Source organism: Sphingomonas sp. BL2 (assembly GCF_056680015.1).
Genome location: NZ_CM155261.1, coordinates 2,581,317 through 2,598,428 on the forward strand (window position 1 = coordinate 2,581,317; position 17,112 = coordinate 2,598,428).

Sequence of the window (17,112 nt, forward strand, 5' to 3'; positions counted from 1 at the left end):
GCGGAGTGGCTAGAGGCTTGGAGCAGGCCATCTCGACAAGGCCTGCTCTCCAAATTTGCGAATGCGGAATGGCGGCGGATGGGGTCATCGCGGCGACTTCTCCCACCCCGGCCGGCCATCGCCGTGGAAATGATCTCGCCCGCGTTGCCGGCGAGACGCGACCGACATCGAAATCACTAGAGCCCTCTTTGGGCTCCCCCTCCTTGAAACAGTTGCGATTTGAAACTAGGGTTTGGTGCCTGCCACTATGTGGCGGTTTGGAGACACAATGTTCAAAAATAGATTTCCGTATGCGGAAATCAGTAGACGCGAAGGCTGGAATATCTCTACCTAACGGCCAAACCATAAGTTCGAAAACATTCGAACACGTCAGGGAGAGAATGCCGATGCGTATGACCGCATATCTGTTGTCCGCCGTCGCGACTGCGGCCATCGTCACGCCGGCATTCGCGCAACAGGCGACGTCCACCGTCGAAGCGCAGGCGTCGCCCTCGCAGGGTACCGCCAACGCATCGGTTGCGGGCCAGACTAACGCTGCAACGGACGCCGACACCACGCGGGCGGCAAGTGCCAACGCCGGGATTCAGGGTAACGCCAGCGACATCGTCATCACTGCGACGCGCCGTTCCGAGCGTCTGTCGAACGTGCCAATCGCGGTTTCGGCAGTCGGTCAGGAGGCACTGCAGAATTCGGGCGGCAGCGACATCCGCTCTCTCAACCAGCTTGCGCCGTCGTTGCTGATCTCGTCGACCGGTAACGAATCGAACGCGTCCGCGCGTATTCGCGGAATCGGTACGGTCGGCGACAATCCCGGCCTCGAAAGCTCGGTCGCGGTCTTCATCGACGGTGTCTATCGCAGCCGCACGGGCGTTGGGCTCAACGAACTCGGCGAGATCGACCGGGTCGAAGTCCTTCGCGGCCCCCAGGGTACGTTGTTCGGGCGTAATGCTTCGGCGGGGTTGATCAACATCATTACACGGTCGCCCGAGTTCGACTGGCACGGCAACGCCGAGGCGACTTATGGCAATTACGACCAGAAGCGGCTTGCGGGCGGCATCACCGGCCCGCTGATCGCCGACAAGCTCGCCTTCCGGGTCGACGGCGTCTATGTGAATCGCGACGGTTTCTACAAGAACGTCACGGCGGCCAACGGCAGCGAGAGCCGCGTCAACGACCGCGATCGCTATTTCGTCCGCGGCCAGTTGCTGTTCAAGCCGACCGATACCCTGAGCTTCCGCCTGATCGGCGACTATTCGCATCGCAAGGAAAGCTGCTGCGGCGCGGTCTATTACAACCAGGTCGAGACGACCGATCCCACCCCGAACGCAGCGGGCGTCGCGCCGTTCTTCGCCACGGTCAACGCCGATGGCGCAGTCACGAACAACACGACGAACCGCATCGTTGACATCCTGCGTCGCCAGGGTGCGGTGTTCCCGCTGGCCGGCAACACGCCGGATCCGTTCAGCCGCGACGTCGCGATCACGCCCGGTCAGACCTTCCGGAATACCACCAAGGATTACGGCGGCTCGCTGCAAGCCGACTGGGATCTTGGTGGCGCGACGTTGACGTCGATCACCGCGTATCGCCAGTACAAGTCGGGCAATGCGGGCGATGTCGACTATACCAATGTCGATCTCACGCACCGCGCGGCGGATGGCAATGCCTACCGCCAGTTCAAGACCTTCACGCAGGAAGCGCGCCTCCAAGGTTCGCTGTTCAACGACAAGCTCGACTGGCTGGTCGGCGGCTTCTACTCGAACGAGAAACTGAAGCTGGTCGATAACGTCGTCTTCGGCGCGCAATACGGGCAGTTTGCTGCCTGCCGCCTCGTTGCAACGGTCAGCCCGAATGCCGTGCTGCAGAACCAGAACAACCCAGGCTGCATGAGCGCGGCCGGACGCGCGACAATTGCCGGCGCCTTTGGCCCGGCTGGCGGCCTGATCACGTCGGCGCTCGATCGCTTGACCGGTGGGGTCGGTCTCGGTGGCGGGGTCAACAACGTCGGCGACTCCGGCTCGATCTATCGCCAGAAGAGCGAGAACTACGCGTTCTTCACACACAACATCCTGCATCTGACCGACACGTTGTCGCTGACCGGCGGTCTTCGCTACACGCACGAAACGAAGAAGTTCAACGCGAAGTTCAACAACAACAACACGGTCTGCCCGATCCAGCAGGCGGCTCTCGCTCCCCTCACGCAGTCGCAGAGCGGCGCCACGGCGTTCGCACAGGGCATCGTGACGTTGACCTGCACCGGCAACTCCAGCCCGGCGTTGAACGCGCTCAGCCTCAACGACAGCTTCGGCGACGGCGAGTTCACCGGCACGGCGGTCCTGTCGTGGAAGCCGTTCACCAAGCTGCTGACCTACGCGTCGTTCGCCAAGGGTTACAAGGCGGGCGGCTACAACCTCGACCGTTCGGATCTCGGCGGGGTAAACGGCGTGCTGACGCCGCGGACCAATGCCGACGCACCGGGCCTGCGCTTCAACGCCGAGAAGGTGAACAATTACGAGCTCGGGGCGAAGTTCAACACGCGCGGCTTCACGTTTAATGTCGCCGCGTTCCGCGAGGAGTTCACCGACTTCCAGCTCAACACCTTCAACGGCTCGATCTTCGTCGTGCAGAACATCGAAGCTTGTAAGGATAATCTGAACGGCCTCGATAGCGACAACGGGTTCAATCCTGTCACCGGTGCGCAGACCGGAGGGTGCCCGACCAACCGTTCGAAGAAGCCGGGCGTGATCTCGCAGGGCGTCGAGCTGGAGGCGACGATGTCGCCGATCAAGCAGGTCACGTTCACGGCAGGCTACACCTATGCGGATACCCATTTCCGCAAGAACCTGATCGGCAGCTCGACCACCGGCGAGCCGCTCGACCGCGCACTCTTCCTGCTGCCGGGCAGCCAGTTGTCGAACGCCCCCAAGAACGTCGTCACGACGTCGTTCGCCTGGACGCCGGATCTCGGCTCGAACGGCATGTCGGGGCTGATCTATGTCGATAGCCGGCTGTCGTCGGACTATAATACCGGTTCCGATCTGGCGCCGGAGAAGAAGCAGGACGGCTTCGCCGTGGTGAATGCCCGCGTTGGCCTGCGCGGCAAGGACCAGGCTTGGGCGCTCGAGTTCTGGGCACAGAATGTGTTCAACAAGAACTACATCCAAGTCGCGTTCAACACGCCGTTCCAGGGTGCCGGGTCTTCGGCCAACGTCGCAGCCTATGGTGGCACCGGCAACGCGCTCTACTCGGCATTCCTCGCCGAGCCACGCACCTACGGCCTGACGCTGCGCTCGCGCTTCTGATCGGGTGACTGAATGAAAAGCCGGCGCGCAGTTCGCTGCGGGCCGGCTTTTTCGTGCTCGTGCTCCGTGAAAACCCCGGTTCTCCTGCGAACGCAGGAGAACCGGAAGCGCGCTAAGCGGCCAGATCGATCTCTTCGCCTGCCGCTGCCGCCAGCAGACGCCGCTCCAGCGTCCTCAACCGCGCGGGCTGGGTGATCCGATCGCCGGTCAGGTCGGTGACGTAGAAGGTATCCACGGCCCGCTCGCCATAGGTCGCGACGTGCGCGGAGTGGATCGTCACCTTCGACTGGAACAGCGCATTGGCGAGTTGATTCAGCAGCGCCGGCCGATCGCGCGCGTTGACCTCGACCACGGTGAACCGGTTCGACGCCTTGTTGTCGACCAGCGCATTCGGCACGATGTCGAACGCCTCCGCGCGCGTGCGGGGAAGCGGTTTCGCGACGAGGCGGTCGGCAAGCTTGCCGCGGTTGGCGAGCGCGTCCTCGATTGCGGTCTTCAGGCGCGAGAGCTGCCCGGACTCGTCGAACGGCCGCCCGAACGGATCCTGCACGAGGAAGTTGTCCACGGCCATCCCGTCGCGGGTGGTATGGATGCGCGCGTCGATGATGTTGCCGCCGGCAACGTGGATCGCACCCGCGATGCGGTAGAACAGCCCCGGATGATCTGCGGCGTAGATCGTCACCAAGGTCGCCCCGCGCCCGGGATAGACATGTGCGTCGATTGCGAGCTGCGCGTCGCCCGTGGTCGCCAGGAAGCGGGCGTTGTGCGCCAACACGTCTTCGGGTTCGGCAATCCAATAGGCTTCGGGGAGCCGGTGAACGAGTGTCGCGAACGACTCCTCGCTCCAGCCTAGCGCGTCCCGCAGATGCTGCTGCTTGGCCGCAATCCGCTCGGCGCGACCCTTTTGCTTATGCCCCAACCGAAGGACTTCCTCGGCCGATTCGTAGAGGTCGCCGAGCAACTGCCGTTTCCAGCCGTTCCACACGCCCGGCCCGACGGCGCGGATGTCGACGATCGTCAGCGTGAGCAGCAGGCGGAGGCGCTCCGGGCTCTGCACCACGTCGCAGAAATCGAGGATCGTCTTGAAGTCGCTCAGGTCGCGCTTGAACGCGGTGGCGGACATCAGCAGGTGCCAGCGCACCAGCCAGGCGACGGTTTCGGTTTCGGCAGGCGTCAGGCCGAAGCGTGGGCACAGACGTTGCGCCACCTCCGCCCCGAGGATCGAATGATCGCCGCCGCGGCCCTTGGCGATGTCGTGGAGCAGCACCGCAACGTACAGCGCGCGCCGCGACACGATCTGTTCGAATATCGCACTGGCGAGCGGGTGGTCCTCCTTCAGCGTGCCGTTCTCGATCCGCGCGAGCAGGCCGATAGCGCGGATGGTGTGCTCGTCGACGGTGTAGTGGTGGTACATGTCGAACTGCATCTGCGCGACGACGCGCGCGAAATCGGGCACGAACCGGCCGAACACGCCGGCTTCGTTCATCCAGCGCAGCACGAGTTCGGGATCGCGGGGCGAGGTCAGCACGTCTAGGAACAGCGCGTTCGCCGTCGGGCTGTTGCGGACGTCGTCGACCAGCTTCGCATCCCGCGCAGCGGCGCGCATCGCGAGCGGGTGGATCTCGACGCCGTGCTTGTCGGCGAGCTGGAAGATCTCGATCAGGCGTTTGGGATCGGCCCGGAAGAAGTCGTCGCTGGGCAGTGCAAGCCGCCCGCGATCGAGCACGAAGCCGTTGAGCTTGCGCGGTGAGCGGCGGATCGTCGGCAATCCGAAACGCCGGCCTCGCGCTGCAAACTTCTCGTCGAGATGCGCGAGGAAGACGCCGCTGAGTGTGCCGACGGTTTTTGCCTGCAGGAAGTAGAACTGCATGAAGCGCTCGACCTTCGACTTGCCGGGTCGATCCGAGAACCGCATCCGGTCGGCGATCTCGCGTTGCAGGTCGAAGGTTAGCCTATCCTCGGCGCGGCCGGTGATGCTGTGAAGGTGGCAGCGCACCGCCTGGAAGAAATTGTCGGCGCGGTGGAACAGGCGGTATTCGGCCTTGGTGAACAGTCCGACCTCGACCAGTTCGGCGGCGCGCTGGACGTCGTAGATGTATTTGCCGATCCAGAACAACGCGTGGAGATCGCGCAGGCCGCCCTTGCCCTCCTTGACGTTGGGTTCGACGACGTAGCGCGTGTCGCCCATCTTCCGATGTCGTGCGTCGCGTTCGGCGAGCTTGTCGGCAATGAAGGTGCGCGCGGTGTCGGCCTGGACCTCGGTCTTGAAGCGGTGTGACGCCTGCTCGTACAGTTCGGTGTCGCCACAGACGTAGCGGGCCTCGAGCAACGCGGTGCGGACGGTGACGTCGCTCTTGGCCTGGCGAACCATTTCGTCAAGCGAGCGGCTGGACTGGCCGAGCTTCAGTCCGAGATCCCACAACGCGTAGAGCATCGATTCGATCACGCGCTCGGCCCAGGGCGTCTGCTTGCCGGGGGTCAGGAAGCCAATGTCGACGTCCGAATGCGGCGCCATTTCCACGCGGCCGTAACCGCCGACGGCGATAAGCGTGAGGCGCTCCCCCGAGGTGGGATTGGGCAGGGGGTAGAGCCGCTGCGTCGTGAAATCGAACAGGATGCGGAGCAGCGCGTCGATCAGGTATGCCTGCGCACTCGATGCTTCCAACCCGCGCGATGGGTGTTCGACGAGGCGACGTTCGACTTCTACCCGACCTTTCTCGAGCGCTGCCTTCAGCAGCGTGGTCGCGTCGCGTCGCAGCGCGGTCGGATCAACACCCTCCAACGCGGCGATGGTTTCGGCGACGGCGCGGCGATCGATGATCGTGCGACGGTTGGGGAGGTGATCGAAGCGGCCGGACATGACGCTCAGATAGGGGCGCCGGGCGCGTGCGTCATCAGGATTGCGCAAAACGTCCACGAAACGTAACCGGACGCGCGAGTGGAGGACGAAAATGAGCGAACCATTGCGCGTGGCCCTTGCGGGTCTGGGGACCGTTGGCGGCGGGGTTATCCGATTGCTGGATGCGAACCGCGAGTTGATTGCGCGCCGGGCCGGGCGCGAGATCGAGATCGTCGCGGTTTCTGCGCGCGACCGCGGCAAGGATCGCGGCGTCGATCTGTCGCGGTTCGCGTGGGTCGACGATACGACCGCGCTGGCGAAACAGCCGGGGGCGGACGTCGTGGTCGAGCTAATCGGTGGTTCCGATGGACCGGCGCTGACGCTCGCGCGGAGCACGCTGGGGGCGGGGCGGAGTTTCGTCACCGCGAACAAGGCGATGATCGCGCATCACGGGCTCGAACTCGCGCAGGCAGCCGAAGGGGCAGGCGTCGCGCTGAAGTTCGAGGCGGCGGTCGCGGGCGGCATCCCGGTCATCAAGGGGCTGCGGGAAGGTGCTGCGGCGAACGAGATCGCCCGCGTTTATGGGATCCTCAACGGTACGTGCAATTTCATCCTGTCGAAGATGGAATCGGAAGGGCGCGACTTTGCCGAGGTGCTGGCAGAAGCGCAGGCCTTGGGGTTTGCGGAATCCGATCCGAGTTTCGACATCGACGGCGTCGATGCGGCGCACAAGCTGTCGATCCTGGCGGCGGTCGCGTTCGGGACGCAGCCGGCGTTCGACGACGTCGCGATCAGTGGTATCCGGCATCTGCTGGGTGCGGACATCGCCGAGGCGGCGGCTTTGGGGTATCGCGTGCGGCTTCTGGGTTTGGCGGAAGCGGGGGCGGATGGGCTGTTCCAGCGCGTGCATCCGCATCTGGTGCCGATCGATCATCCGTTGGCGCACGTCACAGGATCGCTGAACGCGGTGGTGGCCGAGGGCAACTTCGTCGGTCGCCTGTTGTTCCAGGGTGCGGGTGCGGGCGATGGTCCGACCGCTAGCGCGGTGGTCGCCGACCTGATCGACATCGCGCGCGGCGAGTTCGGCCCGCCGTTCGCGATGCCGGTGGTGTCGCTTACGGCAGCGCCCAAGGCGGACAGCGGTGAGCGGCGGGGGCGTGCGTATCTGCGCTTCACCGTTGCGGACCGGGTCGGCGTGCTGGCCGAGATCGCTGCGGCGATGCGTGACGCGGGCGTGTCGATCGAGAGCCTGATCCAGCGCGGAGCGATCGCGGACGGCAGTGTGCTCGTGGCGATCGTGACGCATGAGAGCCCGGAACGCTCGATCGCGCAGGCGTTGGAGAAACTGCGGGGGTCGCAGAGCCTGGTGGGGCAGCCGATGTGGATGCATATTCTGGATTGAGGGAGAGGGATTGAGCGGGGCTCGGCAACTTTAGTGGCACCGCCCCGCTCATCGGCGACCACTCCGGCGAAGGCCGGGGCCCAATTGGAAAGGTCGCAGTAACGATACGCGTGCTTCGTTAGCGCCGTCCCCCAATTGGGCCCCGGCCTTCGCCGGGGTGGTTGACAGCAAAGCTACCTCCCCCTTGTTCTCCCGCGAAGGCGGGAGGCCGAATGTTTCCCCGCCCTCGCGGGGAAACAAGGGGACGGCGATCGTGCTGAAGTGAGGCGCCGCACTACCTTACTCCACCAACCGATTCGCCTAGTTCACTGAGCCGACGGGACCGTCTAGATCGATCGGCACGCGGCCGCGTTTGTCGGGCTTCTTCGCGAGGGCGCTTTTGATCAACCCTACCGCGGCCTTCGCGATCGGGGCGATCGGGGGGCCGAAGCCGACCTGGCATCCTCCCTGCCGCGCCGCACATGGCGTATCCGACAACTCCAGCGCGCGGACGGCGGTGAGGTTGGGGTTGGAGGCGGCGGCGTGATCGGGCGGGCCGCGATCGTCGCGCATCGGCAGGCGTGGGGTGGTCGTCGCGGTTTTGCCGCAGACGACGACTTCGTTCCCGTCCTTCGTCTGCGTCGCGCATGGGTCGACGAGGATCGAGAAGCGTTCCGGCACCGGCGGTGCCGCGGGCGCAGCGGTGGTGGCAGACGCTTGGAGCAGCGCGGACAGGATTATGGCGAACATGATCAGGTCCTTACGGCGCGGGCTTGCGGAACGACGTGCCGCCTTCGCCGCCGACCGTCATCGTGACGCCCGCCATCCCGCCGCCAACCTGGAACGGGCTGAGATCGGCAAGCGGGGATGTGCGATTGAGCAAGCGGGTACGTTCGTTACGGACACTCTCATGCTTGGGGTCGCCCGCGTCATGTACCACGAGCGGCACGCGGAACCGATCGGCGGTGCGCAGTCCGCAGACCGTGATGTCGGTCTCGTCGGCGCTTTGGATGCAGGGTTGCTCGGCGGCCATGCGGGCCCTGGCAGTTGCCATCAGCGGGTCTTCGATCAGTATCGACAGCAGCATCGCGAGCATCGGCGCCTCCCGGACAGACACGCAGACTGGCCGCGATCGTCGGGGAGGGCAAGCGTCATTGCTCGATCTTGGCGACTCCGAGCCGGGGAATGTCTATCGCCGGGCACCGGTCCATCACGACCTGCAGGCCGGCGGCTTCGGCACGTGCCGCGGCCTCTTCGTTGACGACGCCGAGTTGCATCCAAACGGCCTTCGCACCCGCCGCGATCGCCTGATCGACCGCTTCGCCAGCAGCCGCCGAGTTGCGGAAGATGTCGACGATGTCGATCGGGTCGCCGAGTTGCGACAGGTCTCGGAAAACGAACTCCCCATGGACATGCTCGCCGGTGATCTGCGGGTTGACCGGGATCACGCGGTAGCCATGCGCCTGGAGCTTGACCATCACGCCGTACGACGGGCGATCCGGGCGGTCGGAGGCGCCGATCATCGCGATCGTGCGCGCGTTTTCTAGCAGCGTCTTGATGTCGGCATCGGCGGTCAACGGCATCGATGCCTCCTGCGAGAAGAAACCTGGTCCGCTCGTACCGCGACTCTACGCGTCGGGTACGACCGGTAATCAGACAACGTGGATCAGGCCTGCGGGTTTCACAGTTTTCCAAGCCATGCGACGACCTGAGCCGCGATCGGCATGAAAATCATATCGTTCGGGTTCGAGGCGGGCGGCGTGCCGGCATCGGACGCGGTGCGGATCGAGATCGTCAGCGGCACGCGGCCGAGGAACGGGATGCCGAGTTCGCGCGCCGCTGCCTCGGCGCCACCATTGCCGAACGGGTCCGACGCCTCGCCGCAATGCGGGCAGATATAGCCGGCCATGTTCTCGACCAGGCCAATGATCGGGATGCCGGCCTTCTCGAAAAGGTCGATGGCGCGGCGGGCATCGATCAACGCGAGATCCTGCGGGGTTGAGACGATCACCGCGCCTGCCGGCCGGTATTTCTGGACCATCGTCAGCTGAACGTCGCCGGTGCCGGGCGGGAGATCGAGCACCAGCGTGTCGGTCAGGCCCCAGTCCGCCTCGACCAGTTGGCCAAGCGCGCCCGCTGCCATCGGCCCGCGCCAGGCGATCGCCTTGCCGGGTTCGACCAGCTGACCCATCGACAAAAGCGGTACGCCATAGGGGGTCGGGACGGGGTCGAGCACCTTGTCCTTCGCAGTCGGGCGCGTGCCCTCGACGTTCATCAGGCGCGGCTGCGACGGCCCGTAGATGTCGGCGTCGACCAGCCCGACGCGGCGCCCGGCGCGCGACATCGCGATGGCGAGGTTGGCGGCGAGCGTCGACTTGCCGACGCCGCCTTTGCCGCTGGCGACCGCGATGAGCCTTCGCGTGGAGCGTTCGGCGGTTACCGCGATCCGTACCTCGGAGATGCCGGGCTGAGTCGCTGCCATCCGCACGGTCGCTTCCAGCGCATCACGCGCCTGCGGGTCGAGCCCGGTCGCGTCGATGATGATGCCCGCTCGGGTTCCCTCTAGCCGGACGGTCGCCCGCTTGCCCGCTACCGCAGCAACGGCCGCCTTTACGCCTTCGATGTCGATCATCCGCGCCAGATAGGACCGCTAAGGCTGCTTGGCACTGTTTTTCCGCCAGCGCACACCTATAAAGGTTGGTATGACGATCTTCTCGCGCTGGTTCCGGCGCCCCGATATCCTCGCCACCGAAACACCGAAAGGCCCCTGGGGCGGCTCGGGCGACGACGGTAACAGCGGCCCGCGCAATCCTTGGGCGCAACCTCCAGGTGGCCGCAAGCCTGCCGCCAAGCCGACCGCGCTCGACGAGTTCCTGCGTAAAGCGCGCGGCTCGGGCGGTGGTGGCGGCGGTAATGGAGGCTTCGGTGGCTTGCCGTCGGGAGCCAACGCCCGGGCGCTTTGGGCGATCGGCGTCGCCATCATCGCGGTGGTCTGGATCCTGTTCACCTCAGTGCATCAGATCGGCCCTCAGCAGCGCGGCGTCGTCACCTATTTCGGCAAATACGCCGGCACGCTCGATCCGGGCGTTCGCCTGACGATGCCAGCACCAATCGCCGACGTGACGGTGGTCGACGTCCAAAAGATCCGGACCGACAATTTTCCCGTCGGTGAAGGCGAGAATTTGACGCTGACGGGCGACCAGAACATCATCGATCTGGCGTATTCAGTCCGCTGGGATATCTCGGATCCGCGCGATTACGTTTTCCAGCTTGCCGAGCCGAACGACACTGTTCGTGCCGCTGCCGAGAGCGCCATGCGCGCGGTGGTCGCGACCACGACACTCGACCAGGCGATCGGCACCGGCCGTACCGTGATCGAGCAGCGCGTCGCCGAACTGACGCAGCAGATTCTTAGCGACTACAAGTCGGGCGTCCGCATTCAGGGCGTCGCGATCAAGCAGGCCGCTGCGCCCGCGCGGATCGTCGAGGACTTCAACGCGGTTACCGCCGCGCAGCAGGAGGCGATCGCCAACCTCAACCAGTCGCGCTCCTACGCGCAGCAGGTCGTGGCGCGCGCGCAGGGCGAGGCCGCATCGTTCGACAAGGTCTACGAGCAGTACAAGCTCGCGCCGGAAGTGACACGTCGCCGCATGTATTACGAGACGATGGAGGCGGTGCTCGCCAAGAGCGACAAGACGATCGTCGAGACGCCGGGCGGGGTGGTGCCGTATCTGCCGCTGTCTAACGCCAAGCGTCTGCCGAACCCCGAGGCTGTCCAGTCGACGCCAGCGCCTGCCGCGGCGGCGGCTGCCCCCCAGTCTGGAGCTGCCCAGTGAACGCCGTGAGCTTCCGTAACCCGATCGTCGCCGGGATCATCGCGCTGCTGCTGGTAATTCTCGCCGCATCGACCTTCGCGATCGTCCCCGAGACCAAGCAGGCAGTGATCCTGCGCTTCGGCCAGCCGATCCGCACCGTCAACGCGTGGCAGCCGAACACGCCGTTCGGCCAGACCGGCGCAGGTCTGATCGCGCGCATTCCGTTCGTCGACCGGATCGTCTGGATCGACAAGCGTGTCCAGGATCTGGAGCTGGACAACACGCTGGTGCTGTCGACCGATCAGCTGCGGCTCGAGGTCGATGCCTATGCGCGTTACCGGATCGTCGATCCGCGGAAGATGCGCAACGCGGTCGGCAGCGAGGACCGGATCCCCGATCAGCTTCGTCCAATTCTTGGTTCGGCGTTGCGCAACGAACTCGGCAAGCGGCGCTTTGTCGAATTGCTGAGCCCGGAGCGGTCCGAGCTGATGGACAACATCCAGAAGGGTCTCCAGCGCGTTGCCAGCCAGTACGGCGTCGAGATCGTCGATGTCCGTATCAAGCAGGCAAACCTGCCTGTCGGTCTGCCGCTCGAAAGCGCGCTCAAGCGCATGTCGAGCGCGCGCCAGCAGGAGGCGATCACGATCCGTGCGGAGGGTCAGAAGCAGGCGCAGATTGTCCGTGCGCAGGCGGATGCGGATTCGGCGAAAATCTACGCCGAGAGCTTTGGCAAAGACGCCGATTTCTACGACTTCTACCGCGCGATGCAGTCATATCGGCATACGTTTGGTGCGGATGGTGGACCGGCACCGGAAGGATCGACCTCGATCATTCTGTCGCCGAACAACAGTTACCTGAGGGAATTCGAAGGCCGCGGGCGTTAAGCCTGCGGAACCTTTGAACCCCTGTTCATATTCAAGCATCGTTCAGGACGGCTTGCCTAACGGCGATCTGTTTCGATTGATGAAACGAGAGGACAACATCTAGTGCGTTACGCCTACGCCATTACCAGTGCTCTTCTCCTCGGCGGCGCGACCGCGACGCTCGCGCTCCAGCCGAGCGGCGCGCAGGTCGCGCAGAACGAACCCGGTGCGATCCAGGCCGTTACGCCAAAGCCCGGCGCGCCGATGAGCTTCGCCGACATGGTCGCGCGGCTCCAGCCGGCGGTCGTCAATATCTCGACCAAGCAGACGATCGTCCAGAAGCAGCAGGCCAATCCGTTCGCGGGTACGCCGTTCGGCGACCTGTTCGGCGGCATGGGCGGCGGCGGCCAGGGTGGCGCGCCGGTGAAGCGCGAAGGTGCCTCGCTTGGGTCGGGCTTCCTGATCTCTCCGGACGGCTATGTCGTCACGAACAACCACGTGATCTCGCCGGGCGCGCAGGGCGCGACGGTCGATTCGATCACCGTGACGCTCAGCGACAAGAAGGAATATGTCGCCAAGGTCATCGGCAAGGATCAGGACTCCGATCTGGCGCTGTTGAAGATCGACGCGGCGAACCTGCCGTTCGTGAAGTTCGGCGATTCGAACGGTGCGCGCGTCGGCGACTGGGTCGTTGCGATCGGCGAGCCGTTCGGCCTTGGCGGTACCGTCACCGCGGGCATCGTCTCGGCGATCAACCGCGTCACCGGGCAGGGCGGCGCGTATGACCGCTTCATCCAGACCGACGCGTCGATCAACCAAGGCAACTCCGGCGGGCCGATGTTCGATCTTAACGGCAACGTGATCGGCGTGAACTCGCAGATCTTCAGCCAGTCGGGCGGCAACATCGGCATCGGCTTCGCGATCCCCGCCGCCGTGGCCAAGCCTATCATCGCGACCTTCATGAAGGGCGGTACGATTGAGCGCGGTTACATCGGCGTGCAATTGGGTCGTAGTGGCCCGATCGACGAGGATACGGCAGCAGCGCTCGGCATCGCCAAGAACTCGGGCGAGCTGATCAATGACGTGACTGCCGGCGGTCCTTCGGCGAAGGCTGGCGTACGTGCCGGTGACGTGGTGACCAAGGTCAACGGTACGCCGGTGACCGCCGAGCAGTCGCTGTCCTACCTCGTGTCGAACGTGAAGCCGGGTCAGACCGCGCGTCTCGACATTCTGCGCAACGGCAAGCCGGTGGTCGCCAACGTGGTCGTCGTACCGCGGCCCAGCGCAGACAAGTTGGCAGCTGTTGTTGGCGGCGATGCCCAAGGCTTCGGTACCGACGACGGCGATGATGGCGACGATTCCGCCACCCCCGCCGCACCGACGGCAGGCGCGGCGCTCGGGATCGGCGTTCAGCCGCTCACGCCGGCGATCGCGCAGGCGGTTGGCGTCGAGGCGGGCACGCAGGGCGTCGTGATCGCCGTAGTGGCGCAGACCAGCGATGCGTTCGGCAAACTCAAGCGTGGCGATGTCATCATCTCGGTCAACGGGACGCCCGTCCGTACCGCGGTCGACGTCCAGAACGCGGTCAACGTTGCCAAGTCGGCCGGTCGCCCACAGGTGCTGTTGCAGGTCAAGCGTGGTCGTACCCCGGCACAGTTCCTGCCGGTCAAGATCAAGTAATCCACGACCGACACGACTGATTGGAAAGGACCGTCGCTCCCCTGAGCGGCGGTCCTTTTTCTTTACGGCGCGCGGGGTTAGGGTCCGAGCCGGATACAGAGGGCGACAAGCATGACCGACGGCATCTTCATCGGCGCGAGCGTGGACGGCAAGCCGCAGACGCTCGAACTGAAGCGCGCCAACCGCCACGGTTTGATCGCGGGTGCGACCGGCACCGGCAAGACCGTGACGTTGCAGGGCATCATCGAGGGCTTCTCGGCGAACGGCGTGCCTTGCTTCGTCGCCGACGTGAAGGGCGACTTGTCCGGCCTGGCGATGGCCGGTTCGCCGACCGCGAAGACGCACGCGACATTTGCCGAGCGCGCCAAGGCGATCGGTGACGATAGCTGGGCCTATGCAGACAATCCGGTGCGGTTCTGGGACTTGTTCGGCGAACAGGGGCATCCGATCCGCACCACGATCAGCGAGATGGGACCGCTGCTGCTGTCGCGGCTGATGGACCTCAACGAAGTGCAGGAAGGCGTGCTGACGATCGCCTTCCACGTTGCGGACAAGGAGGGGCTGCTGCTGATCGACCTCGACGATCTCCAGGCGATGCTGACCGAATGCGCCGGCCGGGCGGACGAGCTTACGGTGACCTACGGCAACGTCTCGAAGCAGTCGATCGGCGCGATCCAGCGCTCGCTGCTCCAGTTGCGCACGCAGGGTGCGGAGAATTTCTTCGGCGAACCGGCGCTGGAGATGAACGACTTCATCGGCGTCGACGACAAGGGGCGGGGGATCGTCAACATTCTCGCCGCGGACAAGCTGATGGCGTCGCCGAAGCTGTACGCGACGTTCCTGCTGTGGCTGATGAGTGAGCTGTTCGAGCATCTTCCCGAGGTCGGCGATCCGGACAAGCCCGTGCTGTGCTTCTTCTTCGACGAGGCGCACCTCCTGTTCGACGAGGCGCCGAAAGCGCTGTTGGAAAAGATAGAACAGGTGGTTCGGCTGATCCGCTCGAAGGGGGTGGGCGTCTATTTCATCACGCAGAACCCGATCGATGTTCCCGACACGGTGGCGGGGCAGCTTGGCAACCGCGTCCAGCATGCGTTGCGTGCGTTCACGCCGCGCGATCAGGCCGCGGTGCGCTCGGCGGCGGAAACGTTCCGGGCGAACCCGGGCGTCGATGTCGCGACGATCATCACCGAACTGAAGGTCGGTGAGGCGCTGGTGTCGCTGCTGCAGGCGGATGGCGCGCCGACGCCGGTCGAGCGCACGCTGATCAAGCCGCCCGCGTCGCGCGTGGGGCCGATCACGCCGGCGGAGCGTAAGGTGATGATCGAGACCGATGCGGTCGGGGCGAAATACGACACGCTGGTCGATCGGGAGTCCGCGGAGGAATTGCTGGCTGCGAAGACGCAGGAAGCGAGTGCCGCGGCGGCCGAGGCGAAGGCGACGACCGAGGCCGAGAAGGCTGCGGCTGTTCAGGCAAAGCTCGATGCGAAGGCGGCGAAAGAGGCGGAACGGGCCCGGGTTGCGGACCAGCGCGAGGCGGATCGTCAGCAGCGCGAGGCCGACCGCGAGGCGGCGAACTCGCCGTGGACGAAGATGGCTTCGTCGGCGACGCGCGCGGCGAGTTCCTCGATCGGGCGGCAGGTAGCGAACGAGATCGGCAAGCAAGTCTTCGGCACCAAGTCCCGCCGCTCGTCGTCGAGCGGTGGCTTGGTCGGTACGGTACTGCGCGGGGTTTTAGGCGGCCTCTTCCGGGGGTAGACTGCCTCAGCGATCGGGGGCGGGCTGCCCCCACCAAAGCACCACCCCGGCGAAGGCCGGGGCCCAGTTGGCAAGGTCGATGGAACGGGGCGCCGTCCGCCGTTGCTGCTGTTCCCCAACTGGGCCCCGGCCTCCGCCGGGGTGGGGCTCAAATGCTAGACAGGAGTTTCCGATGTCCCTCGAGTTCGAATCCACTACCGACTGGGCCCCGACCGACTGGACCACCATCGGCGCGAACAGCCTCGACGATGCGATCACACTCCGGCGCGCGATCCACGCCGATCCCGAGGTCGGGCTCCATTGCCCGCGCACCTCGGACAAGGTGAAGGCAGCCCTAGCCGGCCTCCCGCTCGAAATCCGCGAGGGGACTTCAACCACCGGCTTCGTTGCGATCCTGCGTGGCGGGCGCGCAGGCAATGCTCGTGGCAACGGGCGCACGGTACTACTGCGCGGCGACATGGATGCGTTGCCGATGCAGGAGGAAACCGGTCTGCCGTTCGCGTCGAAGATCGACGGCGCTATGCATGCTTGCGGGCATGACTCGCATACCGCGATGCTGGTCGGTGCGGCCAAGGCGCTGTGCGCGCGGCGCGACGAACTGCCCGGCACGGTTGTGTTCATGTTCCAGCCGGGCGAGGAGGGGCATCACGGCGCGCGCCACATGATCGCCGACGGCCTGCTCGACGCGCCGCTGCCCGAGGCCGGCTTCGCGCTGCACATCTCGCCGAACATGCCGATGGGCCATGTCGTCAGTCGCGTGGGCACGCTGATGGCTTCGACCGATACGCTCCGCGCGACGATCACCGGTCGCGGGGGGCACGCCGCTATGCCGCACGACTGTCTCGATCCGCTGCCGATCGCCTGCGAAATCGTTACCGCGCTCCAGACCTATGTTGCGCGTCAGGTCGCGGTCACCGATCCTGCGGTGCTTTCGATCACCAAGCTCAACGCGGGTTCTGCGCACAACGTCATTCCGTCGACCGTCGAGATGCTCGGCACGATGCGGACGTTGTCGGAGCGGACGCGCGAGCAGGTCCGCGCGGCGTTCATCCGCATGGTCGAGGGGATCGCCGCCGCGCACGGCGCGGTTGGTACGCCGACGATTGAGGAGGGCTATCCGGTCACGGTCAACGACGAGCGCGCAACCGATTTGATGAAGGCGTGTGCGACGGCGATTGGTGGCGAGGGCGCGTATCAGGTGATGCCGCCGATGATGGGTGCGGAGGACTTCTCGTACGTGCTGCAGAAGTTGCCCGGCGCGATGGCGTTCATGGGCGCCGCGCCCGAGGGCAGCGATCCGCGTACCAACCCGCCGCTTCACAACACGAAGATGACGATCGACGAACGCGTGATGGCGCATGGGATCGCGATGCACTGCGCGGTGGCGGAACGGTTCCTGGCGAACGGGTTCGACTGACCGGCGGTTGCTGCGGTCTGCCTGGAATGGCCGGACGTAGCGGTTTAGGGCGGGCCGCACACG

The 17,112-nt window shown here is 65.3% G+C and carries 12 protein-coding genes; 7 read left to right on the plus strand and 5 right to left on the minus strand.

The window, feature by feature from the left end; all coding sequences use genetic code 11:
* The first annotated feature begins 386 nt into the window (after nucleotides 1-386).
* Nucleotides 387-3,299 (plus strand): TonB-dependent receptor, encoded by a 2,913-nt coding sequence (locus AC1ME3_RS12080; protein ID WP_480953349.1) that lies wholly within the window; start codon nucleotides 387-389, stop codon nucleotides 3,297-3,299.
* 112 nt (nucleotides 3,300-3,411) lie between these two features.
* On the opposite strand, the gene AC1ME3_RS12085 is transcribed toward AC1ME3_RS12080, so the two are convergent.
* Nucleotides 3,412-6,159, minus strand: coding sequence for a [protein-PII] uridylyltransferase (locus AC1ME3_RS12085; RefSeq protein WP_480953350.1), 2,748 nt, complete (start codon nucleotides 6,157-6,159; stop codon nucleotides 3,412-3,414).
* Between the two features lie 91 nt (nucleotides 6,160-6,250).
* On the opposite strand from AC1ME3_RS12085, the gene AC1ME3_RS12090 reads away from it, so the two are divergent.
* The gene (locus tag AC1ME3_RS12090; RefSeq protein WP_056489170.1) at nucleotides 6,251-7,540 is read left to right on the plus strand and encodes a homoserine dehydrogenase; all 1,290 of its coding nucleotides are present in this window, start codon (nucleotides 6,251-6,253) and stop codon (nucleotides 7,538-7,540) included.
* A gap of 300 nt (nucleotides 7,541-7,840) precedes the next feature.
* On the opposite strand, the gene AC1ME3_RS12095 is transcribed toward AC1ME3_RS12090, so the two are convergent.
* The 4 genes from AC1ME3_RS12095 to AC1ME3_RS12110 all read right to left on the minus strand — a co-directional run bounded on the left by AC1ME3_RS12095 (nucleotide 7,841) and on the right by AC1ME3_RS12110 (nucleotide 10,151).
* A complete protein-coding gene (locus AC1ME3_RS12095) occupies nucleotides 7,841-8,269 on the minus strand; it encodes a hypothetical protein (RefSeq protein WP_480953351.1) in 429 nt (142 codons plus the stop codon).
* A gap of 10 nt (nucleotides 8,270-8,279) precedes the next feature.
* Nucleotides 8,280-8,615, minus strand: a complete 336-nt coding sequence (locus tag AC1ME3_RS12100; protein WP_480953352.1) for a hypothetical protein — start codon at nucleotides 8,613-8,615, stop codon at nucleotides 8,280-8,282.
* A 55-nt stretch (nucleotides 8,616-8,670) separates the two neighbouring features.
* Entirely contained in the window at nucleotides 8,671-9,102 is a 432-nt protein-coding gene (locus AC1ME3_RS12105) for a CoA-binding protein (RefSeq protein WP_480953353.1), read from the minus strand.
* Between the two features lie 98 nt (nucleotides 9,103-9,200).
* On the minus strand, nucleotides 9,201-10,151 hold the full coding sequence (locus tag AC1ME3_RS12110) for an Mrp/NBP35 family ATP-binding protein (RefSeq protein WP_480953354.1): 951 nt from the start codon (nucleotides 10,149-10,151) through the stop codon (nucleotides 9,201-9,203).
* A 70-nt stretch (nucleotides 10,152-10,221) separates the two neighbouring features.
* Here AC1ME3_RS12110 and hflK point away from each other — a divergent pair, with 70 nt between their 5' ends.
* The 5 genes from hflK to AC1ME3_RS12135 all read left to right on the plus strand — a co-directional run bounded on the left by hflK (nucleotide 10,222) and on the right by AC1ME3_RS12135 (nucleotide 17,049).
* Nucleotides 10,222-11,355 (plus strand): protease modulator HflK, encoded by a 1,134-nt coding sequence (hflK, locus tag AC1ME3_RS12115; RefSeq protein ID WP_480955822.1) that lies wholly within the window; start codon nucleotides 10,222-10,224, stop codon nucleotides 11,353-11,355.
* The gene (gene hflC / locus AC1ME3_RS12120) at nucleotides 11,352-12,218 is read left to right on the plus strand and encodes a protease modulator HflC (protein WP_235518904.1); all 867 of its coding nucleotides are present in this window, start codon (nucleotides 11,352-11,354) and stop codon (nucleotides 12,216-12,218) included. Before hflK ends, hflC begins: the two co-directional genes overlap by 4 nt.
* A 102-nt stretch (nucleotides 12,219-12,320) precedes the next feature.
* Nucleotides 12,321-13,877: a Do family serine endopeptidase gene (locus AC1ME3_RS12125; protein WP_480953355.1), complete on the plus strand. Its 1,557-nt coding sequence runs from the start codon at nucleotides 12,321-12,323 to the stop codon at nucleotides 13,875-13,877.
* Nucleotides 13,878-13,988: 111 nt separating this feature from the next.
* Nucleotides 13,989-15,632, plus strand: a complete 1,644-nt coding sequence (locus AC1ME3_RS12130; RefSeq protein ID WP_480953356.1) for a helicase HerA-like domain-containing protein — start codon at nucleotides 13,989-13,991, stop codon at nucleotides 15,630-15,632.
* Nucleotides 15,633-15,804: 172 nt separating this feature from the next.
* Complete coding sequence (locus AC1ME3_RS12135; protein WP_480953357.1) at nucleotides 15,805-17,049, plus strand: M20 metallopeptidase family protein; 1,245 nt, start codon at nucleotides 15,805-15,807, stop codon at nucleotides 17,047-17,049.
* Nucleotides 17,050-17,112: the final 63 nt, after the last annotated feature.